Origin of the sequence: Methanolobus sp. ZRKC5 (genome assembly GCF_038446525.1) — an archaeon.
Taxonomy (GTDB): Archaea; Halobacteriota; Methanosarcinia; order Methanosarcinales; family Methanosarcinaceae; genus Methanolobus.
On the sequence record NZ_CP151792.1, the window covers coordinates 2,749,065 to 2,772,918 of the forward strand.

Annotated in this window: 18 protein-coding genes; 5 read left to right on the forward strand and 13 right to left on the reverse strand. The window is 40.6% G+C overall.

Annotated features, from left to right (window positions below; genetic code table 11):
• Positions 1-6: 6 nt before the first annotated feature.
• Both WN948_RS13500 and WN948_RS13505 read right to left on the reverse strand, forming a co-directional pair.
• Positions 7-1,512: a PAS domain S-box protein gene (locus tag WN948_RS13500; protein ID WP_342304703.1), complete on the reverse strand. Its 1,506-nt coding sequence runs from the start codon at positions 1,510-1,512 to the stop codon at positions 7-9.
• Positions 1,513-1,572: 60 nt separating this feature from the next.
• Positions 1,573-3,519, reverse strand: coding sequence for a PAS domain S-box protein (locus tag WN948_RS13505; RefSeq protein ID WP_342306489.1), 1,947 nt, complete (start codon positions 3,517-3,519; stop codon positions 1,573-1,575).
• A gap of 478 nt (positions 3,520-3,997) precedes the next feature.
• On the opposite strand from WN948_RS13505, the gene WN948_RS13510 reads away from it, so the two are divergent.
• The gene (locus WN948_RS13510) at positions 3,998-4,648 is read left to right on the forward strand and encodes a peroxiredoxin (RefSeq protein ID WP_342306490.1); all 651 of its coding nucleotides are present in this window, start codon (positions 3,998-4,000) and stop codon (positions 4,646-4,648) included.
• 36 nt (positions 4,649-4,684) lie between these two features.
• Here WN948_RS13510 and WN948_RS13515 read toward each other — a convergent pair whose 3' ends face one another.
• Positions 4,685-5,521, reverse strand: coding sequence for an MBL fold metallo-hydrolase (locus tag WN948_RS13515; protein ID WP_342304704.1), 837 nt, complete (start codon positions 5,519-5,521; stop codon positions 4,685-4,687).
• A 66-nt stretch (positions 5,522-5,587) separates the two neighbouring features.
• Positions 5,588-6,871, reverse strand: coding sequence for a phosphomethylpyrimidine synthase ThiC (gene thiC, locus WN948_RS13520; protein ID WP_342306491.1), 1,284 nt, complete (start codon positions 6,869-6,871; stop codon positions 5,588-5,590).
• 161 nt (positions 6,872-7,032) lie between these two features.
• Between thiC and WN948_RS13525 the strand changes: the two genes are divergently transcribed.
• The gene (locus WN948_RS13525) at positions 7,033-9,375 is read left to right on the forward strand and encodes a DNA topoisomerase (RefSeq protein ID WP_342304705.1); all 2,343 of its coding nucleotides are present in this window, start codon (positions 7,033-7,035) and stop codon (positions 9,373-9,375) included.
• A gap of 213 nt (positions 9,376-9,588) precedes the next feature.
• On the opposite strand, the gene WN948_RS13530 is transcribed toward WN948_RS13525, so the two are convergent.
• Positions 9,589-10,104, reverse strand: a complete 516-nt coding sequence (locus tag WN948_RS13530; RefSeq protein WP_342304707.1) for a nitroreductase — start codon at positions 10,102-10,104, stop codon at positions 9,589-9,591.
• Positions 10,105-10,272: 168 nt separating this feature from the next.
• Here WN948_RS13530 and WN948_RS13535 point away from each other — a divergent pair, with 168 nt between their 5' ends.
• From WN948_RS13535 to WN948_RS13545, 3 genes are all read left to right on the forward strand, one after another.
• Entirely contained in the window at positions 10,273-11,529 is a 1,257-nt protein-coding gene (locus WN948_RS13535) for a hypothetical protein (RefSeq protein ID WP_342304708.1), read from the forward strand.
• A gap of 118 nt (positions 11,530-11,647) precedes the next feature.
• On the forward strand, positions 11,648-12,766 hold the full coding sequence (tnpB, locus tag WN948_RS13540) for an IS200/IS605 family element RNA-guided endonuclease TnpB (protein WP_342306492.1): 1,119 nt from the start codon (positions 11,648-11,650) through the stop codon (positions 12,764-12,766).
• A gap of 34 nt (positions 12,767-12,800) precedes the next feature.
• The gene (locus WN948_RS13545; RefSeq protein ID WP_342304709.1) at positions 12,801-13,109 is read left to right on the forward strand and encodes a hypothetical protein; all 309 of its coding nucleotides are present in this window, start codon (positions 12,801-12,803) and stop codon (positions 13,107-13,109) included.
• Between the two features lie 74 nt (positions 13,110-13,183).
• Here WN948_RS13545 and ilvC read toward each other — a convergent pair whose 3' ends face one another.
• From ilvC to WN948_RS13585, 8 genes are all read right to left on the reverse strand, one after another.
• Entirely contained in the window at positions 13,184-14,191 is a 1,008-nt protein-coding gene (gene ilvC, locus WN948_RS13550; RefSeq protein WP_342304710.1) for a ketol-acid reductoisomerase, read from the reverse strand.
• A 44-nt stretch (positions 14,192-14,235) separates the two neighbouring features.
• Positions 14,236-14,721: an acetolactate synthase small subunit gene (gene ilvN, locus WN948_RS13555; RefSeq protein ID WP_342304711.1), complete on the reverse strand. Its 486-nt coding sequence runs from the start codon at positions 14,719-14,721 to the stop codon at positions 14,236-14,238.
• A complete protein-coding gene (locus WN948_RS13560) occupies positions 14,718-16,415 on the reverse strand; it encodes an acetolactate synthase large subunit (RefSeq protein WP_342304712.1) in 1,698 nt (565 codons plus the stop codon). The genes ilvN and WN948_RS13560 overlap by 4 nt, the downstream gene beginning before the upstream one ends.
• A gap of 84 nt (positions 16,416-16,499) precedes the next feature.
• The gene (locus WN948_RS13565; RefSeq protein ID WP_342306493.1) at positions 16,500-17,978 is read right to left on the reverse strand and encodes a (R)-citramalate synthase; all 1,479 of its coding nucleotides are present in this window, start codon (positions 17,976-17,978) and stop codon (positions 16,500-16,502) included.
• A 534-nt stretch (positions 17,979-18,512) separates the two neighbouring features.
• The gene (locus WN948_RS13570) at positions 18,513-19,559 is read right to left on the reverse strand and encodes a M42 family metallopeptidase (RefSeq protein WP_342304713.1); all 1,047 of its coding nucleotides are present in this window, start codon (positions 19,557-19,559) and stop codon (positions 18,513-18,515) included.
• A 104-nt stretch (positions 19,560-19,663) separates the two neighbouring features.
• Complete coding sequence (locus WN948_RS13575; protein WP_342304714.1) at positions 19,664-20,176, reverse strand: PEF-CTERM sorting domain-containing protein; 513 nt, start codon at positions 20,174-20,176, stop codon at positions 19,664-19,666.
• 168 nt (positions 20,177-20,344) lie between these two features.
• Positions 20,345-20,857 (reverse strand): PEF-CTERM sorting domain-containing protein, encoded by a 513-nt coding sequence (locus WN948_RS13580; RefSeq protein WP_342304715.1) that lies wholly within the window; start codon positions 20,855-20,857, stop codon positions 20,345-20,347.
• Between the two features lie 125 nt (positions 20,858-20,982).
• The gene (locus WN948_RS13585; protein WP_342304717.1) at positions 20,983-23,703 is read right to left on the reverse strand and encodes a DUF1616 domain-containing protein; all 2,721 of its coding nucleotides are present in this window, start codon (positions 23,701-23,703) and stop codon (positions 20,983-20,985) included.
• Positions 23,704-23,854 lie beyond the last annotated feature (151 nt).

The window sequence follows — 23,854 nt, forward strand, 5'->3', positions numbered from 1 at the left end:
TGATGTCTATTCCTGCTTTTTATTGTCTATTGGTAATTCAAATGTGAAATTACTTCCTTTTCCTAATTCACTCTGAACCCATATTTTTCCACCATGTAATTCAATCAGTTCCTTGACTAATGCAAGTCCAAGTCCGGTTCCTTGATAACTTCTCGAAGTAGATGAATCTATCTGGCTAAAAGGTTTGAACAGTTTTTTCAGATCATCTGGGGAAATTCCGAGTCCGTTATCGATAATAGAAATCAGCAGTTTAGAATCTTTAACATTTGCGAGTATGGATATATGACCTTCATCACTGGTGAACTTTATTGCATTTCCTAGCAGGTTATACATTATCTGTTTAAACTTTGACCTGTCTGCCCGTACATTCGGGACATTTTCGCATATATCCACACTAACTTTAATCTTCTTCTTGAATGTAAGAGATTGCGTTATAATAATAATTTCATTCATTGCGGTTGGTACATCGATCATCTCAAAATGTAGCTCCATTTTTCCTGCTTCTACTTTTGAAATGTCAAGGATATCATTTATAAGATTTAGCAAATGATGTCCGCTGTCGGAAATATGTTGCATATATTGTTCCTGCTTTGGAATCAGCTCTCCTGCAATACCATTGATCATAACATCTGAGAAGCCAATAATGGAGTTCAATGGTGTGCGTATTTCATGACTCATGTTTGCAAGGAATTCGCTCTTTGCACGACTTGCTGTCTCTGCTTCTATTTTTGCATTGATGGCATCGGCTTCTGTTAGTACTCTGTCTGTTATGTCCCTTCCTACTGTCTGGATTGTATCTTGTTGCGTTTTGAGTAATGAAGCACTAACATCTACATATATCAAACTTCCATCTGAGCGAAGCATTTTGTTTTCCCTACGGCAGTAACCTTCTGTTTTGATTTTCCGAAATCTTGATTTAATGTCTTCTCTGTCTTCTGGGAATGTCAGGTCCATCATCGATCTTTGTTTTAATTCTTCCTCATTATAACCGAACATTTCACAGGCTCTGTCATTAGCTTCCAGTATTTTTCCGTTAAGGTCGTGAATCATTATGGCATCGTTAGATTTTTCAAAAAGGCTCCTGTATTTTGTCTCACTTCTAATTATTTTCTCTTCTATTTTTTTCTGCTCACTGATATCCTTTACAATAGCCAGCCCCAAATCAGAATATCCTTCAAGAACCTTGGCATTGACCTCTGCATCAAAGGTTTCACCGTTTGCTTTTATGTACAATGGGTACATATGCACAAAGCCCTGATCTCTGAATTGCTGCATTCCTAAACTTGCTGATTCAATCTGTTCTGGAGCCAAAAGCTCTACAACATTCATGTTCTGAAGATTTTCCCGTGTGTATCCAAACATTTCACAGGCTTTCTTATTTATGTCTACTATTTGTCCATCAAGTTTATTCAGGAATATGGCATCGTTTGACTGTTCAAAAAGAGCATGGTATTTTATCTCATTGCGTTCCAGTTCTATTTCGGCTTCTTTAAGTTCTGTTATGTCTTGCAATGTACCAATCAATTTCTCAACTTTACCATCTTCTATTACCGGACGGCCAATTGCCCTGACTCATTTATGGTTACCTTTTACTGAGATAAACTCCAGTTCATAATCATATGGTTCGCATTTTTCAACAGCATCATTTACTGCTTTTTCAAGGATCTCTCTTGAACCCTGAGGGAAATGACCCAATCCTCCCTGAAGATTATAAACTTTATCTGTTTCATGGATCCTTGCAACTTCAGGTGTCAATGTAGTCGTACCTGATGCTACATTTAACTCCCAGCCTCCGATTTTTACAATTCTACCGACTTCATTCAGAAGAGCTTCACTTTCACGCAGCTTATTTTCAGCCATTTTGCGCTCTGTGATATCTCTGACAACGGCCTGCGCAAGATCCGGATAACCTTCAAGGATCTTGGCATTGACCTCTACATCAATGACATATCCACCGCCTGTGATATATTTTGTATTACCTTGTATCTGATCTTCCTTTCTTAAACGTTCAACAACATCTAACCCTTTCACAATAAGTTCCGGGGTAAGGAGGTCGATAACATTCATTTTCAGGAGTTCCTCTCTTGGATAGCTGAGCATCTCACAGGCTTTATCATTTACTTCAACTATTTGTCCATCAAGTCTATTCAGAAATATTGCATCGTTTGATTGTTCTATAAGGAACCTGTATTTTTTTTCGCTTCGGCTTATCTCTTCTTCCGCCATTTTGCGTTCTGTAATATTCACCGAGGTTCCATAAGTCAGAAAAGTGCCATCATCCTGCAGATAGGAGTTACCTGTGGAATTCATCCAGATTATCTTTCCATCACCAGTTAACATCCTGTAATCCTCATTCAAAGAAGTGCCCGGGTTTTTAAATGTCAATTCAAGTTTATCCATCACTCTTTGGAGATCTTCCGGGTGGATATGATCAAAATACTTATCCCAATCAGTAGCTATAGTGCCATCCGGTAGTCCCAGTATTCTGTCCACCGGTTCTGCAATATAGGTTTTCAGGGTGTTTCCTTCTTTATCAAAGACAACTTTCCATATTATTGAATCTATGGAATGGATGATTTCCTCATATTCTTCTTCTTTTTTAAGAAGCATTCCTTCTGTATTTTGACGGTCTAGGATATTTGCTATCATATCCCCGACAATTTTCAGGACATATAGAGCATTGTCATTCCAATCCATTCTCTTATTTTTAGAATATACTCCAATAAAATTTTTAAAAGCACCATAACGCGAAAGAGGTATCATTGCAATGGACTTTATTTCAAGATCTTGTAGTATCTCTCGTATATGTGTATTTTTTTCAGGTATTTTATCAGTGTCCAAGATACTTATTATCTGTAAATTACTTAATTGTTTAAACACAATCTTTTCAGTATCCCATTTCTCATTGAGTGGTATTTTGGATACTACTCCGTCAATGCACCATTCATGTGTTTTAACAATGTAACTTGTATTTTCATCAACACTGAACACAGCTACACAGTCCGCACCAACAAAATATGTCAGGTCCTTAAGGGCCTTGTTGATATCATCATCAATTTCCTTGAAGTTGCTGTTGATAAAGCGACTTGAGATTTTTGATATCAGGTTGTCTTTGCGTTTATTTTGCTCAAACTCGAGGGTTGCTTTTCTTCTATTTGTAAGATCTTCAACAATAGCATAGCATCCACAAATACGTCCATATTCACTCTTTTTTGAAAATGCCTTGAAACTCAGGAAAAGCTCTTTTCCCCACTTTGATCTGTAAGGTGTTTCTATCGAGGAGTTTTTACCAGTTCTAAGTGTTTCTCCAATAACTGAGGAAATTCCAGATTCCAAAAGAGGCGGGAAAGTAAGTATATTGATTTTTTTTGTGGCATCAGCGGAAGGTGACCCCAATATCTTCAAAAGAAAATCATTTACTGCAGTGATGTTTCCTTCCCTGTCACATGAAAGCATGCCAAGGGGTAATTCATCGACGAGGTTCTCAAAACCATCGTTGTTTTTTTTGACATATTGGATGAACCATGCCCGGAAATAGGATCATTATTTGCCATTTTTATTGAGAAGACCTATTCATGATCTGGTATTGCTATATAGTACTGACCAAGTGTTTGTATATTAGCTTATTTATTATTTATTGTCCAGTGTTGTACTTCAAGCACTAACTGTATAACAATTAGCCACACAAGAGTCAAGTTCTTATCTTAAAATGCCTTAATTATTAGTGGAGTATGGGATGTTCACTATTTTTTAGTCCGTTCCTGTAGTTCACACTTCATTAGAATGGTGATTTAAAATGGATGAGAAAAAGGATACTAAAAAGTATCTTGAAGATCAGTTCAAGGATATGAAAGGATACATTTCCAGGAACATAAAGGATCTGGAACTGGAAAAGGAATTTGATAAGCAAGTGAAGGACATCAATGAATACCTTGACAGCAGTATGAAGAAAATAAAGTCCGGAATGAGTGATACATCCTCATCTGAACCTGTATATATGCCTTTGATAGGTGACAGTGCACCATCATTTACTGCTGAGACAACAGCTGGTGCGATAAGTTTTCCAAGGGACTACAAAGGTAAGTGGGTAATTTTTTTTAGCCATCCTGCTGATTTCACGCCAGTATGCACTACGGAGTTCATGACCTTTGCAGGTATGCAGGATGATTTCAAGACGCTAAATGCTGAACTGCTGGGGCTTTCCATTGACAGTATCTATGCTCATATTGCATGGCTTCGGACCATCAAGGAAAAAATAGAATATAAGGGCATGAAAGAAGTGGAAATTACTTTCCCGGTTATTGCTGATCTTAAGATGGATATTGCAAAGAAGTTTGGCATGGTGCAGCCAAATGCTTCAGATACACAGGCTGTAAGGGCCGTGTTTATGATCGATCCAAAAGCAAAGATAAGGGCAATTTTGTATTACCCGCTGTCTAACGGACGTAATATGGATGAGGTCAGGAGATTATTACTTGCAATGCAAAAATCGGATGCTGAAAATGTTGCAACCCCTGCCAACTGGCAACCGGGGGATGATGTGATTATTCCACCACCGGGTTCATGTGGGACTGCTAAGGAAAGAGTGGAATCGAAAGATGAGGATACATACTGTCTTGACTGGTTCATGTGCTTCAAGAAACAATGATATGAGGGGATTATTCCGGTCATTTCTTTTTTCTTTCTAATATTCGAGTCGGAGACCAGAACCTACTTCTTTTAGTTTACAGACTTTAGACAAAGCGATTTTTGACATAAGGTCTGTGCAATGGCATGCATGAACTTTCCGGGCATTGAGTTTGCTGAAATAATCGACTGTTCTGTTGATCTTTGTTTCTGGTGGTTGAAGCAAATGAAAACCCCCTATAACATCGACAACTCTATTTTCACTGCAAACACTTTTAGCATACTCGATTATATTGCAAATTCCTGAATGTGAACAACCGGTGATAATGACAAGACCATTTTCAGTCTTAATAGCAATGGCAGTATCATCAGAAAGTCTGTCTTCTTCTTCTTTTCCATCGATTATGACCTTGCTTTCCAGTGGGTCGAGTTCAAAATCAAAGATTCGGGGAATCTCTCCGAGAAATACGATATTTTCAGTCAGCCACAAAGGCACACGGCTTAGTTTTAGCTTGAATACCCTTGAGAGCTTTTCTGCACCAATGATACTTCCTATCTCTTTTAGACTTGCATAGGTTTTGCTATTGAATACCAATGGATGGGCAACAACAGTGGGTTCTGAATGCACAAGCCCTTCTATTTTTGCTTCAGTAAATATCCTTACCATGGAATCAAGTCCCCATGTGTGATCCAGATGACCGTGGGACAAAACTATATGGTCCAGGTGAAGAAGGTCGATTTTCATTCTGTGTGCATTCTGGAGAAAGGCATCAGAGTATCCTACATCGAAAAGTATTCTTGTTCCGTTGTCTTCTATAAAGTAGGAAACACCTGGTTCACCTAAAAAATAGCGGTCAATGATTGTATTATTATCCAGAAGAACGGTGAGATTCATAAATTAAAATTATCATTCAATGTTTAAAAGAGCTACATTGCATAGAAATAACAGGTGACTATGTTGTCACCTTTTTTTCTCTTCTTCAAGTGCCTTGCTTACTATTTTCATAGCACATAGATCGCCGCACATGGAGCATGCTCCGCTTCCTGTGTTCCTGCTATCTCTTATGCTCTTTGCTTTTTCTCCGTCTATTGCAAGGGCAAATTGTGTGTCCCAATCAAGGTTTTTACGTGCATGTGCCATTTTATCATCAACAGCTCTTGCACGCTCTCTCTGTCCTTCTTTTGTAAGATCTGCTGCATGAGCTGCAATTTTAGTAACGATGGTTCCTTCGCGGATGTCATCATTAGTTGGCAGTGCCAGATGCTCGGCTGGTGTGGTCATGCACAGGAAATCAGTTCCGTACATTCCAGCTAAAGTGCCTCCTATGGCTCCGGTTATATGGTCGTATCCGGGTGCGATATCTGTCACAAGCGGACCCAATAGGTAGAGTGGGGCATTGTTGCACAGGCTTTTCATTCCTTTCACACTGAGTTCTACTTCGTCAATAGGAACATGTCCGGGTCCTTCAACAAAACACTGTATGTCTGCTTCCCTTGTACGTTTTACAAGTTCTCCAAGTGTTATGAATTCCATAAAGGAAGGGCCGTCAGAAGCATCATGGATGCACCCTGGTCTCATGCCGTCTCCGAGGCTAATGGCCATATCATACTCATAGGCGATTTCCATAAGGTAATCATACTCTGAATAGAATGGGTTGTCTTCTCCGTTGTGCAGCATCCACGCAAGGGTGAATGAGCCACCACGGCTGACAATATCTGTTATTCTGTTACCCTGCTTGATCCTCTCCATGGAATCCTGGTTCACACCAGCATGTATGGTGACAAAGTCAATACCATCTTTCGCATGTTTACGTACGGCATTGAACATGTCATCAGAGGTCATGTCCACAACAGTCTTTTTTGAAGCTGCAGCCTGATATATTGGAACAGAGCCCATAGGGATGTTCACAGCATCCATTATCTTTTTCCTGATAAGGTCCAGATCGCCGCCTGTGGACAGATCCATGAGTGCATCGGCACCGAAGGTTTCTGCAGTTTTTGCCTTCTCAACTTCTTCATCAATATTGATGTAATCACGAGAGGTTCCGATATTAGCGTTTACCTTTGTACTTAGGTATTTACCTATACCTACGACCCTGCAGTCCCTTACAGGGTTATTGGGGATACTGATGGTTCCCCTGGCAACACAGGAACAGATTGTTTTAGCATCAATGCCTTCATCTCTGGCAACAGCTTCCATCTGAGGTGTTATTATGCCTTTTTTTGCATCTTCCATTAGTGTCATTGTAGCTCCGGTATGCAGTGTTTTTGTATAGGTGCAGATACATTCTTGCCCCATATATATCTTTCATACCACTTATCGAATATCTATCAATATTTTGGTTCTGTATTACTTTCACCCCGCATGCTCAATTCTTATCTAATATCAGAACATAGGGGAGCAGCATGTCTATAGTCGTATTCACGGAAAAGAACAAGGCAGCTTCCCAGATAGCAGGTATACTTAGTGAAGGGAATTTCAACCGCGCTTCTGTGGAGGGTGTTTCAGTGTACGACTTTAAAATGAATGGGAAAGAATGGAGGATAATGGGTCTTGCCGGACACATCATGGGCTATGATTTTCCTGAGAAATTCAATAATTGGCGTGAATGTGATCCTGCAATCCTGCTTGATACTGATCCTGTAAAGAACGTCACCAAGAAACCCTTCGCTGCTGCCATTTCACTTCTTGCTATCGGTGCTGAGGAAGTTGTTCTTGCCTGTGATTTTGACAGGGAAGGGGAAAATATAGGATTTGAGGCAAAGGCGATTGCTGAGAAAGTAGCTTCCTTTCCGGTTAAAAGAGCACGGTTTTCTTCATTGTCTGCAAGTGAGATAAAGAAAGCTTTTACGAATCTCGTTGAACCTGATTATAATATGGCAATGTCAGCAGAAGCACGCCAGATACTTGATCTTAAAATGGGTGCTGCGTTTACCCGTTTCATGACCCTTGCCGTCAGGGAAAGGGTTCGTACCAAAGGTGTGATATCAATTGGTCCTTGCCAGACCCCTACCTGTGGTTTTGTCTATGAAAGGGAGAAGCTTATAAAGAACTTCCAGTCAAAGGATTTCTGGAAAATAGAGGCTGTTTTCAATAAAAATGGTACGGATTTTACAGGTGCTTACAGGGGCGGGCATATTTCTGAAAAAGCAAAGGCTGATGAAATATTTGCCCGGATAAAGAATTGTAAGAAAGGCCTTGTGGACAAAAAAACCGTAAAAAACATTCTCACAAGTCCCCCGTATCCGCTAAACACAACTGAGTTCCTGAAGCGTGCTTCCAAGTTTTTGGGCATCAGTCCTGAAAATGCCCTTGAGATAGCAGAGCAGCTATATCTTTCAGGTTTTACCAGCTATCCAAGGACAGAGACCAATAAATATGCTGATGATTTTGATTTCCGCTCAAAGCTGGTGTCTTTCTCATCCGGTATTTACCAAAAATATGCGCTTTCAATACTCTCTGCCGGTGATATTAACTGTAGGAACGGTACCAAGGATGGACATGACCACCCACCTATCCATCCAATTAAAGCAGCTTCAAGGGATGATGTGGAGCGAAGCGTCAGGATGCCGGATGTATGGAAGGTCTATGACCTTATCGTGAGGCATTTCCTTTCAAATCTAATGAAGCCTGCTGTATTTGAGAAGACAAGGTTTGAGATACTTGTCGGTGGGGAAATATTTGATGTCACTGGCTCGGTGCTAAGGGATTCTGGATGGCTTGATGTATATCCATTTGAGACCAAGAATGATAAACTACTGCCTGCTATTGATGAAAAGGAAGAGGTTGATGTTAAGAAAATAAAGAACATCAAGTCTGCGACAAATCCTCCGAAAAGACTTACCGAGGCAGAACTTCTTACTTTGATGGACAAGCATGGCATTGGTACCAAGGCAACAGCCCCCAGTCATATTGAGACTAATAAGAAACGAGGCTATTTTGAAGTAAAAGGTAAGACGATTTCAATTCTGGATACTGGTTTTACCTTGATGGATACACTCGATACAACTGTGGCAATACTTGTAAAACCTGAGATACGGGCTCGTATAGAATCTTTGATACAGGATGTGGAAGACGGGAAAAAGACACTTGATACTGCTCTTGATGAAGGAACCATGCTTATCAAGGAAATGTATTCCCAGCTAAACTCAAGCAAGGATGCAATCGCTACAAGAATGGCAGGCACTATCACTGATGAGCAGGTAACTACTGATAAAAAGAATTTTGTAGGGACCTGTCCTGAGTGTGGGCGGATATTACATATGATCAAGACTGATAAAGGAAGGTTTGTGGGCTGCACTGGTTATCCACAGTGTAAGAAGACATACCCTCTGCCAAAGGCAGGTGCACTTACAGTCCTGCGTTCTCAGGAATGTAGTAAAGGTGGAGTTGCAGTTCTTAAAGTCGGCAACAAATATAACTGGGCCGTGGGAATTGGTCCCTGCTTCACGTGTGATATGGAAAAGAAATGTTTCCCTCCTGAAGTTGTAGGTCCGTGTCCTGTTTGTGATGGCTCGATGTTCGTCATATCTGTGAAAGATTCTCGTTTCCTTGGCTGCACCAATAGGTGTGGACATACACAGTCAGTTCCTAAATCAGGTAGACTTACAGTTCTCAGCACTCTGTGTGAGCATTGTGGATGGCACATACTCCGTGTTAAAGAGCAAAAAAAGGATGCTTTGGAGTTCTGTGCCAATCGGCAGTGTGTCGGGAAGAAAAAGAAATCCAGTGTTGTCAAGCAAAATTGATTTAATGGTAAATCAGTTTTCCTTGATTTATCTCTGAAATTGACAAAAGTATATATACGATAAAATCCATTTTATGAATTAGAGACGAATTGTAGACCTGTTTCCTGATTATACTCCATTATAAATGGGTCATACAAATCTACCACCTTCAATCAATCTACACAACACAAAAGGTTACTTTCAATTCGTCTCAGCCTCTATATTTTGTCAAAATTATTTTCCATACTTTTCACTGTATACTATCTCACTCAGATCTTTTCTGGTGCTATTTTTTCCATGTTCCGCAGGTTTACCTATTGCAAGTACTGCCATAAGTTCCATAGTATCAGAACAATTGAGAATCAAGTTTACTTTATTTGAATTATTAAGTATTTCTCCCAGCCAGACTGCCCCAAGTTCAAGATCACAGCATGCCAGAAGCATATTCTGTATTGATGCTCCTATGGCCTGGATATCCTTTGTCTTATTGTACATTGTATCAAGGTCCAGATAAACAGCTATCAACAACGGTGCACTTAAAATGATATTGCTGTAGTGCGTACAGGTTGCAAGTTCTTTCATGGTTTCTTTGTTTTTAATAACAACGAATTTCCATGGCTGGTTATTGAGGCCAGATGGTGCCCATCTTCCTGATTCAAGTATGGTTTTAATATCTTCATCTTTGACCTCTTCTGATGTGAAGTTACGGATGCTTCGCCTTGATAATATAGTCTCAATTGTTCCTTTCATGTTCTAGCGACCTCTGCTACATATTTTGTGATGTGAATACTCAAAATACTAATTTCTGGATACTTATAGGTTAGGTGTATCATAAGACTGAAGTTTATAACTCAGATTACTTGTCTCTTGACCTCAAGTTGAATAAACCTTATCAATCAATAACATTAAGGTCATGGTATGGTCAGAAGACAAAGCCTGAAAAACCGCGAGTTTGGTTATGAGCTCTCTGGTGTGGAGCACAAGCTCATATTTGATAATGATGAGATGGGCTTTGTTCGATTTGATGGCCGAAGCAGGTATCTTTTTTATCTGGATCCTTCTCCTTTTCTCCCAACACCAAAAAGGGAGTATTATATAATCACCGATGAATCTGTCCCGACACCAAACCAGAATGAGCTGATCAAAGTCACCTCCTTTGAAACAGAACGAGTTGTCAGGGGTACATTTGCTAATCTTGTTAACATTGATGTCAGGCATGTGAAAGCGTGGAAAAAGGTCGATCCTAAAAAACTCCTTCACCGAAAGGTAATGGATCAGGAAGAGTATGTTAATTTCTTTAAGCATCCATTTCAGAGTGCAGATGAAAATCTGGATAGTATCTCTCAGTGTCTTGCAATGTGTTCAGTTTCGTCAAATGCAATTGGTATCAATGAAAAAGGCGGTATTGATTCTGGCATAATTGCAAAGAAAAGTGGCTGGAATTCCTTTGTTTCTTTACAGAAATTAATTCCCAGGGAATTCAAAAGTGCAAAGTCTCCTTATTTTTACAGTTCTTCTGAGCTTGAAAAGAACTTGAATCCATTAGGCAGCAGGGAAGTAAATCTTTCAATACTAATGCCGAAAGAAACATTTGTACATGTGCCTATTGTTCTTGATGCAGAGATGCGTCCTAAGTCTGCTTATTCTGCTGATGTATCTTTTGAGATACCATTTGTAAGGGCTCATCTTCTGGATGCTTTAATGTTTCAACCGGAAATCTCACAAAAAGCAGAAAAATGCTTGACTGATCGAATATATGAGATGACAGAAACATTCACACACTCAAGTAATTTTGTTTACAAGCAGGACCTTGGTGCTGCTGCTCCTAAACTAGGTTCGAGTATTGCCCGAATGAATTTTAGCAATGAAGTTTCTGTTTCCAATGTACGTGAAGGATTTGATATATGGATGGACATGTTTGCACACGCTTCTAAATTTAAGAAATCCAATCTGTCCCCTAGCGAAATATTCCGTTTACCCAAAGAAGCGGCTCAATTGTATCTGCAACTAGAGAATACTTTTGGTATTGATGTAACAATTTCAATGGTGGATGTTGAAAAAACATCTCTGCTTACACCGTTTGAGTTATCGAATGCTCTTGCTTCATTGAGGAGTGCAGGTGCGATATATTCACCAAGGATAGATTTTATTAAATTACTAGCATTTAATTTTTGAGCCGAGAAGTCTCCTTCTGTAAGGTGGGAGATGAAAGGCGTACTATCCGAATACAACGTTTATATAATCTCATGATTTTACAAAAACTATATGTGTTGTTAAATCATTGTAAGTAATGATGCTTAAAGCCTATAAATACCGTTTATATCCAAATAAAGAGCAACAAGAGCTTTTTATGAAACATATTGGTGCATGTAGATTTACGTATAATTGGGCTTTAGAAAACAAAATTAAAGCTTATGAAACAGAAAAAAAGCATCTATCTAGGTTTGATTTACAAGAAATGCTGGTTCATGACTTGAAAATGACTAATGAATGGTTGAAGGATGTAAATTCTCAATCATTGTTAAATTCACTTATTAATCTTGAATCTGCATTTACACGGTTTTTTAGAGAAAAAAAAGGATTTCCTAATTTCAAATCTAAAAAGAACCCTCTACAATCATTCCAGATACCACAACATTATACTGTGGATTTTGAAACAAATACTATAAAACTTCCAAAAATAAAACAACCAATAAAAGTAAAGTTACATAGGAAGTTTGAAGGCAAACTTAAAACCGCTACTATATCCAGAACATCGACGGGAAAATTCTACATAAGTATCCTTGTAGATGATGGTAAAGAATTACCTGATAAACAACATTTCGATGATAATTCGACATTAGGTCTAGATGTAGGTATCACTCATTTTGCCATATTGTCAAACAGTGAAAAAATAGATAACCCAAAATATCTAAAAAACAGTATGGAAAGAATGAAAATCTTACAAAGAAGATTATCTAAAAAACAAAAATGTTCAAAAAATAAAGCAAAAGCACGTTTATCAGTCGCTAAACACCATGAGAAAATAAGCAATCAGAGAGCAGATTTTTTGCACAAAACATCTTCTAAAATTATAAGCGAGAACAAAGCAGTTGCAATAGAATCACTCAATATATCGGGTATGCTTAAAAATCATTGTCTAGCTCAATCAATTAGTGATGTTTCGTGGAGTATGTTCTTCAACCAATTGGAATATAAAGCCGAGTGGTACGGAAAAACCTTATTAAAAATAGGTCAATTCGAGCCATCTACTAGAATATGTAATAATTGCGGATTTCATAATAAAGAGTTGACCTTGAAAGATAGAAAATGGCAATGCCCGGACTGTAATACCAATCATGACAGAGACATTAATGCAGCTATCAACATTAAGAAATTCGCATTACAAAATCAAAATCTAATAACCGCTTGACACCTTTGGAACGGGGGGAAGAGCCTGTGGACTTGTGAACGATAGTTCAAAGAATGAAGCAGGAAGCTCCATGCGTAAGCGTGGAGTAATTCACACTGTAAGTTGGGTGTGGGGTACGATGAATGAAGATATTATTGGGCTCGATAAAAAGGCAACTAGACTAGGCTATGAACTTATGGATCTTGAGGATAAATTAGATGTTATCATCGAGGGCGTGGGAAATGCGGTCAATGAAGATGAAAAAGCAGAATTGATGCATCAAAAAACTCTGGTGGAGAGTGAGATCGTAGATATTAAAGATGAAAGGCATAAACTCAATGAAAGATTGATCAATTCATTCTAATAGCAAAATATATGGGTATTACTTAAACCCAAATTGAGAAAAATAACAAAAAAAGATTGTGTAGACCAAAAGGTCTACTTTTCGTTTAATTCGCTGTTCAACCAGGGCATCTTGGCTCTGATCTGTTTACCTATGACTTCTAATGGGTGTTCCCTGTCCTGTCTTTCCATTGCAGTAAGGACTGGTCTGTTTGCCTTGCCTTCAAGTACGAACTCGCGAGCGAACTCTCCGTTCTGTATTCTGTCAAGAGCCTCGTACATAGCTTCCCTGGAAAGCTCGTTTATGATCTTAGGACCAACTGTCATTCCGCCGTACTCTGCTGTGTTGGATACTGAATACCACATCTTGTCAAGGCCACCCTCATGGATGAGGTCAACGATGAGTTTCAGTTCGTGGCATGTCTCAAAGTATGCCATTTCCGGCTGGTAACCTGCTTCAACAAGCACTTCAAAAGATGTCTTGATAAGTGAAGCAACTCCACCACAGAGGTCTACCTGTTCTCCGAAAAGATCGGTCTCTGTTTCCTCGCGGAATGATGTCTCATATACTCCTGCACGTGTACATCCTACTCCCATTGCGTGTGCCAGAGCCAGATTCTTTGCGTTACCGGTTGCATCCTGATAGACTGCGATAAGTCCTGGTACACCTGCTCCATCCCTGTATGTTCTTCTGACGAGGTGGCCCGGGCTTTTTGGAGCTACCATGTAGACATCGATATCCTTCTGTGGGATGATCTGGTTATAGTGAATGTTGAATCCGTGTGAGAATACGATTGCGTTGCCGGCTTCAAGTCCTGGCTCTATCTCACTGTAATATACCTGTGACTGCACTTCGTCCGGCAAGAGTATCTGAATTACATCAGCCATCTTTGCTGCATCCGCAACTGTCATGACCTTTAGTCCATCTTCTTCTGCCTGTTTCCAGCGTCTGCTACCTTCTCTTAAGCCCACGGTCACGTCAAGTCCTGAGTCATGCAGGTTCTGTGCCTGTGCATGTCCCTGGCTTCCGTAGCCCATCACTGCGATCTTCTTGCCTTTTAGTAAGTTAAGGTCTGCATCGTTATCATAATACATTTCTGCCATTGTATGTACCTCTTTAATTGAAATATCTATAAGTCTCTGAATAATTAAGAATTCTTCTGTCCTCTACTGAGAGCAACTTTTCCGGTCCTTACCATTTCCTTAATTCCAAAGGGTTTGAGTAACTGTTCGATGGCAGTTATCTTGCCTTCGTCACCTGTGACCTCAACGGTCATGGATTTTGAACCAACATCGATGATGCGGGCACGGAATACGTCTGCTATCTGCATTATCTCGGAGCGGTTGGTGACATCAGAGTTAACTTTAATAAGTGCCAGTTCTCTTTCAACGGAATCTTCTGATTTGAGGTCTGTGACCCTGATGACATCAATGAGTTTGTTAAGTTGCTTTGTGACCTGTTCCAGGACATCATCGTCTCCCATTACCACAATAGTCATGCGGGACATGGTGGGGTCATCAGTGACTCCTACTGTCAGGCTGTCAATATTGTAACCTCTTCTTGAGAACATGCCTGCGACTCTTGAGAGTACTCCATATTTGTTCTCAACCAGAACTGCAAGTGTATGTCTCATTCTTTCCTCTCCAGATCCATTATTTCGTTAATTGCAGCACCTGCTGGCACCATAGGCGATACATTCTCTTCGCATTCCACAACAAAATCAATTACTGTGGGTCTTCCTGAAGCGATAGCCTGTTCAATGGCCGGACGTACTTCATCACGTTTGGTGGCCCGAAGTCCAAGTGCACCATATGCCTCTGCAAGTTTTACGAAGTCAACGCTGTCTTGTATGCAGGTTGAAGAGTATCTCTTATCATGGAAAAGTTCCTGCCATTGTCTGACCATTCCAAGGTAGCCATTGTTGAAGATCGCTACTATTACAGGTACATTTTCCTGAACTGCTGTTGCAAGTTCCTGTGAGTTCATCTGGAATGAACCGTCACCTGAAATGTCGAAGACCACTTTGTCAGGTCTTGCTATCTTGGCACCAATGGATGCGGGGAATCCGTATCCCATGGTTCCAAGTCCTCCGGATGTGATAAAGGTCCTTGCTTCGCTGAATCTGAAGTACTGGGCAGCCCACATCTGGTGCTGTCCTACTTCGGTAACAATAATAGCATCCTTGCATGCCTCACTTATCTGCTCGACGATATACTGGGGTTTAATTCCATCACCAGTTGCAGGTTCCACGTAGTAAAGAGGATTGTCCTTCTTCCAGTGGTCTATCCTTTTTATCCATGCTTCGGATTGTGCTGGTGATGAATACTTCAATAATTTTTGGAGTATCCACTTCGCATCTCCTACAATTGGTACGTCAACCTTTACATTCTTCGAGATCTCTGCAGGATCGATGTCTATGTGGATTATCTTTGCATTGGATGCAAATGCTTTGAGTTTGCCTGTGACCCTGTCATCGAATCTTACTCCAACTGCGATCAAAAGGTCTGATTCCTGGATGGCATAGTTTGCATATTTGGTTCCATGCATGCCGGGCATTCCCAAAAACAGTGGATGTTCTACAGGGAATCCGCCCATTCCTGTAAGGGTTGTTGTTACAGGGGCGTTGATCTTCTCTGCAAATTCAAAAAGCTCTTTGCTTGCATCTGAACTAATGACTCCGCCACCTGCATAAATAACAGGGTTTTTTGACATTTCTATCTTAGAAGCTGCCTTTTTTATCTGCTGGAGGTTACCTTGATACGTGGGTTTGTATCCTCGCAGTTCTACTTTATCAGGGTAGTAGAAATCAATTTCCTGAACAGTGATATCCTTTGGAAGGTCAATGAGTACCGGTCCCTGTCTGCCTGTGGATGCGATATGAAATGCTTCTTTGATAATTCTTGGAAGATCATTTGCATCCTGTACAAGGTAATTATGCTTGGTAATTGGCATTGTGATGCCGGTAATGTTTGCTTCCTGGAAAGCATCATTTCCAAGCAGGGAACTTGGTACCTGTCCGGTGAAGATTACCATTGGTATGGAGTCCATGTATGCATTTGCAATGCCTGTTACAAGGTTTGTTGCACCGGGTCCTGAAGTTGCAAGGCAGACGCCTGTCTTTCCAGTTGCCCTTGCATATCCTTCTGCTGCGTGGGCGGCAGCCTGTTCGTGGCGGACTAGTATATGACGGATATCCGCATCATAAAGTTCATCGTATATAGGGAGCAGTACGCCTCCCGGATACCCGAAGATGGTATCAACACCTTCTCTGTACAGGCACTCGATGAAGGCTCTTGCACCTGTCATTTTTTCCGTCGATTCAGTCATATAAAACCTCTAAATTTTAAATCAAATAGTTAAGTTAAATCTGCATGTAAACTGATAGTATCTATCTTATAATTTTCTGATATTTCAGATGAGACGGTTTATTCCATTAAGGACTGCTTCCACAGAAGCCATGACTATGTCTGTGCGTGATCCTCTGGATGTGACCATTTTCCCATTCTTTGAGAGTTTTACCAACACCTCTACAAGAGCATCAGTTCCTCCGCTGATGGCATCGACATGGTATTCTTCAAGCTGCACATCGGCAATTCCTGATATACCCTTCTTGATGCTTTCAAGTGTTGCATCAACAGGTCCGTCTCCAATGCCTGCTTCTACTACTTCCTTTCCGTCCACCTTCATTTTTACAGAAGCAGTTGGAGTTACCTTGTTACCTGACACTACTGTGAATTCTTCGAGGACTACCCTTACATCTCTCTGAATATTGAGCACAGTGTCGGTAATTGCCTGCAGGTCTGCATCTGTGACCTTCTTACCGTGGTCTCCCAGTTCCTTGACGCGGTTAAGTATCTCATGCAGCTGGGCATCATCGACTTCAAATCCCATTTCTTTGACTGCCAGTGTTACTGAACTCTTGCCTGCATGCTTGCCAAGTACGATCTTTCTTTCCCTGCCAAGCACTTCGGGTTTTATTGGTTCATACGTACTTGTGTCTGCCAGCAGGCCATGTACGTGGATGCCAGCCTCATGGGTGAACGCATTACCGCCGATAAGTGCCTTGTTTGGTGCTACGGGTAGCCCTGTGAGTCTGCTTACAAGCCTTGAGGTCTTGAAGATCTCTTTCGTATTGATCCTTGTCTTACATTTGTAGAGCCATTCGATGCTCATCACGACTTCCTCGAGGGCTGTGTTACCAGATCTTTCACCAATACCGTTGATAGTAACATGGGCCTGCTGTGCGCCCGACTTCAGGGCTGCTATGGTGTTAGCTGTTCCAAGACCAAAGTCATTATGACAGTGAATGCTCACAGGTGCTTTAACTGCAGAGCAGATGTCGCTAAAAATGACTTCCGTTCTTTCAGGAACAAGCAATCCGACGGTATCACAGAAGCATAATCTGTCGGCTCCTGCTTCCACTCCGTCATTGTATAATGACTTAAGGAACTCAACATCAGCCCTGGAAGCGTCTTCTCCGCTAAGCTCAACAATAAGGCCGTGTTCCTTTGCGTATTCTGTTACGTCCACAGCCATCTGCCTTACGGTTTCCCTGTCTTTCTTAAGCTTCACATTGATATGAAGGTCTGAAACCGGAGCTACAAGATGGATAGAATCTACATCGCATGCCAGTGCATAATCAACATCTGGTTTCATTATCCTGCAGTAGCTGCATATCTCCGCGTTTAATCCTTCAGCAACCACGGCTCTTATGGATTCGCGTTCACCTTCAGAGGTGATGGCCGAGCCTGCCTCTATAACGTCTACACCAAGCTCATCCAGCTTTGTAGCAATGGCTACTTTATCTTCGCTGCTAAGTGCTACACCTGGTGTCTGTTCACCATCTCTAAGAGTTGTGTCTAAAAACCGGATATTTTCGAATAATACAATCCCTCACAATATTTGTCTGCTACTTAGTAGCAGCCTAAGTGGATACACTGAAGTGCTATATATGTATAACGATTAATCTATCACGATTCGTCATGAGGATGCCAAATTATTATCCTGAAACTCAGTTCATAGTATAATGTATTTTTTTTGAATAATTGGGGATGAATTTACATAAGGGAAGTGAAAACTGTCAAACCTGGGATGTTAATCAGGCGATCTGATTGTATAAAGTTCACTTTTATATCGGTGAGTATGGTGCTATCAGGCCTTAAGCGCATGAATGCTTCCCTCAGGACCATGCCGCCAAGAACATACTTTTAGGGCTGTAATACGCTTCTATTCAAATAATGTGCTCATCTGCCTCTAATTTTAAGCTTACCAAGAGGTGGTTGAATGGGTTCGTTGTTGAGTTCAGTTTAATGCTACAAAATACATTCTTTCTATAACAGCAGCAATGGACTGCGCCGCCTTCGGCGTGGTGGTTGTACTGTTTTGATAACCCATCAAAAAAAGTAAGGGGAAATCCTTCCCTGCTTAGAAATAATCATTGACACTGAGTACTGCCTTTGCTACAAGGTCAGAGCAGTGTTGCAGGTCTGCAAGGTCCAGGACTTCCACTGGTGAGTGTATGTATCTTGTTGCAACACTAAGAACGGTGGATGGTATTCCCTCTCTTGTAAGGTGGATGGCTGTTGCATCGGTTGTACCGCCGTCTCCGACATCTGTCTGGTATGGGATATCGTTCTTCTCTGCTGTTTCCACAATCCATTTAACGACCTGTGGTGCTGCTATTAAGCCTCTGCCTGATGCATCAGCTATAGTGATAGCTCCACCTTTGCCAATGTCCAGTGCAGACTCATTCTTAGTCATGCCAGGGTGGTCTCCCGGGATAGTTGTGTCTATTGCTATGGCAATATCCGGGTTGAGTGCGAATGCGGATGTGCGTGCGCCTTTGAGGCCAACTTCTTCCTGTACGGTGCCAACAACATAGACGGTTGCTTTGATGTCCATTTCTGCTATCTGCTTCATGGCATCGATTACTATGGCACAGCCTGCCCTGTTGTCAAATGCTTTTCCGGTTATCTTGCCATTTGCAAGTTTCTTAACCTCGCGGTCCATGGAAACAGGAGTGCCTACGATAATTCCCATATTCATGGCATCTTCCTTGTCCTTTGCACCAACATCGATGAACATGTCCTCTACCTTTGGAGGCTTTTTCCTGTCATCTTCTTTCATGACATGTGGTGGTTTTGAACCAATAACTCCGGAGATGGGTCCCTTAGTTGTATGAACAACAACTCTCTGGCTGTGCAGTGTTGGGTCATACCATCCACCGATCTTCACGAACTTGAGGAATCCATTGTCATCCACGTATTTGACCATCAGTCCGATCTCATCCATGTGTGCTGCAAGCATTATGGAAGGTCCTTCACCTTTCTTGATAGCTATGAGGTTGCCCATCTTGTCTACTCTCATCTCATCCACATATGGTTTGAGCTCTTCTTCAAGGATGGCCCTGATGTTCCCTTCGCTACCGGATATGCCATGGGCATTTGATAATTTAGTGATTAATTCTTCCATGATGATCATCTTCTGATGTTATTCAGGGAAGTATGGGGTTAAAAGAATATAAGTGTTAGAGTAAGTAAAAGAATAAAACAAAGTATTGGAGTAAGTTAGTTAACTTACTCTTCTTTGCGGCGCTGCATGAAGAATGCAAGACCGAGAATTGCAGCTACTGGAAGCGCAATAGTTGGGAATTCTGAGATTGATTCTACATATCTTGATGCTGAATCTATTTCTGTACTGGCAAGTACTGGGCCTGCACCAATGCTTATTCTGTAGATTGTTCCTACTGGTGCACTAGCATTGAGTGACACTGTTATTACGCCTACATCTGTGTATGATGTTGCAAGCGGTACTGTTACATTAGCAGGTGTAGTTATGTTTATATCAGTTGTTGCTCCTGGGCCTGATATAACAGCTACTTGTGTCGCGTATGGGAGTACAAGGCCTTGTTCTACGGAGCTGATGGCTGTCATTCTGTAACTGAGGGTTATACTGTCGCCTGGTTTAAGTGTCAAATCACCTATGGCTGCAGTTCCTGTTGCGTCCCATATGTCTGCGGTATATGGGGTTGCAGATGCTGTTCCTACAAACAGTGCAATCAATGCGATAAGTAATGGTAGTTTCTTCATATTTCCACTCCTAACAACTTTTATTGTTATTGGATGCATTCTTTTTTTTTGCATATATAGTATGAAGTAACTATCTTCTGTAACAAAATGTCTTAACTACTTGTACTCGAGCAGTTAAAAACAAGTTAAAAACAAGAATAAAAAAAGTATTGGAGTAAGTTGATTAACTTACTCTTCCTTGCGGCGCTGCATGAAGAATGCAAGACCAAGGATTGCAGCTACTGGGAGTGCAATTGTTGGGAATTCTGGTATTGATTCTACGTATCTTGATGCTGAATCTATTTCTGTGCTGGCAAGTACTGGGCCTGCACCAATGCTTATTCTGTATATTGTGTGTAGTGGTGCATTAGCATTGAGTGACACTGTTATTACGCCTACATCTGTGTATGATGTTGCAAGCGGAACTACTACATTAGCAGGTGTGGTTATTGTTATGTCACTTGCTGCTCCAGTGCCTGATACGACAGCTACTTGTGTCACATATGGAAGAACAAGGCCTTGTTCTACAGGACTTATATCTGTCATTCTGTAACTAAGGGTTATGCTGTCCCCTGGCTTCAGTGCAAGGTCTCCAACTGGTGCTGTTCCTGCTGCATTAAATATGTCTGCGGTGTAGGGGTTTGCAGCTGCAACACCCATCATGCTTATTGCTACTAGCAATACCAATATAATTTTCTTCATTTTCGTACCACCTTTTTTAATTAGGATTATTACTAATTAAAGTTCCTTATTGTCTCACTCTTATTTATACATTTGTAAAAACGCTGCGATGACATTATGATCCTCATTATGAGGTGCGTGGTCTGTTATGTTGATACATAAAATGTCCATGTTTCCACAGCAGTATTTCCGGCCTGATCGGTGACACTCAGGCGGACATCTACCGCACCATTCTCTAATCCTACAGCATTGTAGGTAATAGAACTGTAATCTATTTCGGCATCATCAGTTACATCAACTCCATTTACCTGAAAAGCTATTTTCGTTTTATCAATGCCTGCACGATCATCTGAGTAAGAAGCCCTGATAGATGGATTGCCTGTATTCACTGTTTCGCCATCATCGGGGCTTAAACTTTTAATGGTCGGGTCGACCCTGTCAATGATGAATGTCTCTTCTTCATACAAGCTTAGGGAATCCACTGTTTTTGCAGTAGTTTTAACCCGTGCTGTGCCATCACGTATACTATAATCCAGATCCTTATCCTCTGTTGTGGCTGTGTATGTATATTCATTATCTGATGAACCTTCAAAGGTCACATCCAGTTTATAGCCATATCTATCTTGTACTATCACAGTTGGTTCTTCCTTAAGGGCCGTAGAGGAAGTAATGGTAATTTCTACATCATCTGATGTTTTTTCAGGATTGATGTCTATTGTTAGTTCTTCCAGTGATTCATCGGTGTATAAGCTTCCAAATGTATAGGCTGTATTATTGGCATAGTCCTTTGCAGTGACTTCTATATTGTAATTATCCTGCAATTTTACAGTGTATTTAGTAGTCCATATTATGTTGTCTGTTGTTGCAAGCTTTAAGGACTCAGAATTGCCAAATGTCCATGGTATTATCTTACATTCCATTTCCATCAAAGGCTTGCTTGATGTCACAGTTAGGTATGTGGTATCACTGGTGGGGTTTGGCGTGATGTCGAGTTCGATTGTTGGTGCAGTGATGTCAACTTTTGTACTTGTGTCGGATACTGCATGTTCCATTTCTTCATTCAGGGCGTTGTCAACTGCTTTTGATCTGAAGTAATATGTTTCACCTTGTTTTCCTTCAAACTCTGCGGAAATTGCTGTAGTTTTACTAATCCACCTATTCCAGTTCGTGCCGTCTGTGCTGTAATCTATGTCATAGTAATAAATACCTGAACCTTCATCGGTTCCGTTCCAACTTACTGTAAATTTATTATTGCCAACACTTGGGACTAAGGTGAGCACTTTGGATATCGGAAGGTCAAATTCTACAGTGTTATCATCTTTGACGTATGGGGATAAAGCTGACAGTGGCATGAAACTTACTTCATCAATAGCAAATTCAATCGTTTTAAGGTCCAAATTACGGTTCTGTGCTAAAACAAATGAGATTGTATTTTTACCTTCCTGTATTGTAACAGGTAGCATCAGATGCTGCCATCCTTCGTCACCGTTTATTCCTTCTGACCATACTATCACATCATTGAGCAATACTCTCTTGTATTGTGACTCTTCTTTATCCGGAGTTCCCTTTGCATAGTTGTCCTTCATGTAAGCGGAAAGCAGTACATCCTGTGTTCTGTTACTGTAGATCTCCTGCTGAAGGTTATACTGGTCATAACCCCATTGTCCCATGTTTCCTTCAAAGGTGCTATTGATCACAAATGCCTTGGATGAATTGATTCCAGACTCGTTCAGGTAATGTCCTGTTACTGATGTCTCGTTGCTTGAAATAAATGTCCATCCTTCATCCGTTTCCATATCTGGGTTACTAAGTTGTATGAAATCGATGGTTGCAGAATTTGTAGTTTCAACGACCTCAGTACTTATCATCTGAGTCACCCAGAGATGTGCTGATCTGTATGCGAAATTTCCAACTTCATCTTTGTACAGGGCAAACTCAAGTTTCTGTCTTTCCTGCTTGAATTTTGTTGGGGTTAGCACAAGTTCCTGTTCCCACTTATCTTCGTGTCTAAGGGTTACTTCAATCTCATCCAGTACGATGCCATCCAGTTTTGCTTGTAGTATGTAGTTCACATCAGCATGTTCGTAGTTTTCTATACCTGCTATTATGTGGAGGGGATTTGATGTGGAAATATTCTCAGGATAGTTCTCAGCTTTTCCATCCGGGCCAAGGATGTAAAGTGCTGTGAATGTTTCTTTTTCCCGGGTTGCCTTTGCATAGGCGAACATGGCGCCTGCAATAATTATGGAAAGCACCATTGCGATCATAAGGGCTTTTGTGATCTCCGGGGCTATTTTTTTTGTATTGAGCTCAGTTGGAGTCGCACGGTTCTTTTTACGCACTGAAGATATCTTTTTTCTATTGCTTGCAGAGAATCTTTTATCAATTTCTGTGTTTTGATGCTTAGTCTCTTCAACTTCTGCATGGATCTCCTCATCTGAATTCAGTGACTGGATAAAGGCACTGTATGAAAAGCTGAATTGTTCATCTTCAGGAAGGCGTTTTCTGGAAAGATATGTCAGAAGTACAAAGATAACTGTAAGAATCACAAGTGATATTGTTATTGAATTTGGTCTGAATTTCCATTCTGTAAGGCTGACGATAAAACCATCGAAGACCATTATCATAATACTGAAACCAACGCTCAGGGTGAATCGCTCTATTTCGGATATCTCTTTGTTACTCGGGAACAGGGCTGACATGAAGGCATATCCTGGTATGAAAAATATGATCAATAAAGCAAAGAGTATCCTTATTAGTGCTATCTCGTTAAATGGGGGGAAGAGGATGAATATGATTGATAGTAACGATGCTACTAATAATAGTTTAAGATCCTGGGTATATGTGTATTTATTGGGGCCGAGCATCTGGTCACGAGTTCCTTGTGGGTGATTAATATATAATGAATTATTTATGAATTTAGTGTAATTATTTGCTAAAATATATAAGTATAGGGTTCTATTATATTACAGCTTCTTAATACAGGTACATTTCAAATAAACTAAAGTAAAATACAAA

Excerpts from the sequence above, each read along its gene's own strand:
- WN948_RS13515 (WP_342304704.1), bottom strand. The coding sequence starts at position 5,521 with ATGAATCTCACCGTTCTTCTGGATAATAATACAATCATTGACCGCTAT.
- ilvN (WP_342304711.1), bottom strand. The coding sequence starts at position 14,721 with ATGAGACATACACTTGCAGTTCTGGTTGAGAACAAATATGGAGTACTC.
- tnpB (WP_342306492.1), top strand. The coding sequence starts at position 11,648 with ATGCTTAAAGCCTATAAATACCGTTTATATCCAAATAAAGAGCAACAA.
- WN948_RS13560 (WP_342304712.1), bottom strand. The coding sequence starts at position 16,415 with ATGACTGAATCGACGGAAAAAATGACAGGTGCAAGAGCCTTCATCGAG.
- WN948_RS13530 (WP_342304707.1), bottom strand. The coding sequence starts at position 10,104 with ATGAAAGGAACAATTGAGACTATATTATCAAGGCGAAGCATCCGTAAC.
- WN948_RS13575 (WP_342304714.1), bottom strand. The coding sequence starts at position 20,176 with ATGAAGAAACTACCATTACTTATCGCATTGATTGCACTGTTTGTAGGA.
- WN948_RS13525 (WP_342304705.1), top strand. The coding sequence starts at position 7,033 with ATGTCTATAGTCGTATTCACGGAAAAGAACAAGGCAGCTTCCCAGATA.
- WN948_RS13510 (WP_342306490.1), top strand. The coding sequence starts at position 3,998 with ATGCCTTTGATAGGTGACAGTGCACCATCATTTACTGCTGAGACAACA.
- WN948_RS13570 (WP_342304713.1), bottom strand. The coding sequence starts at position 19,559 with ATGGAAGAATTAATCACTAAATTATCAAATGCCCATGGCATATCCGGT.
- WN948_RS13535 (WP_342304708.1), top strand. The coding sequence starts at position 10,273 with ATGGTCAGAAGACAAAGCCTGAAAAACCGCGAGTTTGGTTATGAGCTC.
- WN948_RS13580 (WP_342304715.1), bottom strand. The coding sequence starts at position 20,857 with ATGAAGAAAATTATATTGGTATTGCTAGTAGCAATAAGCATGATGGGT.
- ilvC (WP_342304710.1), bottom strand. The coding sequence starts at position 14,191 with ATGGCAGAAATGTATTATGATAACGATGCAGACCTTAACTTACTAAAA.
- thiC (WP_342306491.1), bottom strand. The coding sequence starts at position 6,871 with ATGACACTAATGGAAGATGCAAAAAAAGGCATAATAACACCTCAGATG.
- WN948_RS13585 (WP_342304717.1), bottom strand. The coding sequence starts at position 23,703 with ATGCTCGGCCCCAATAAATACACATATACCCAGGATCTTAAACTATTA.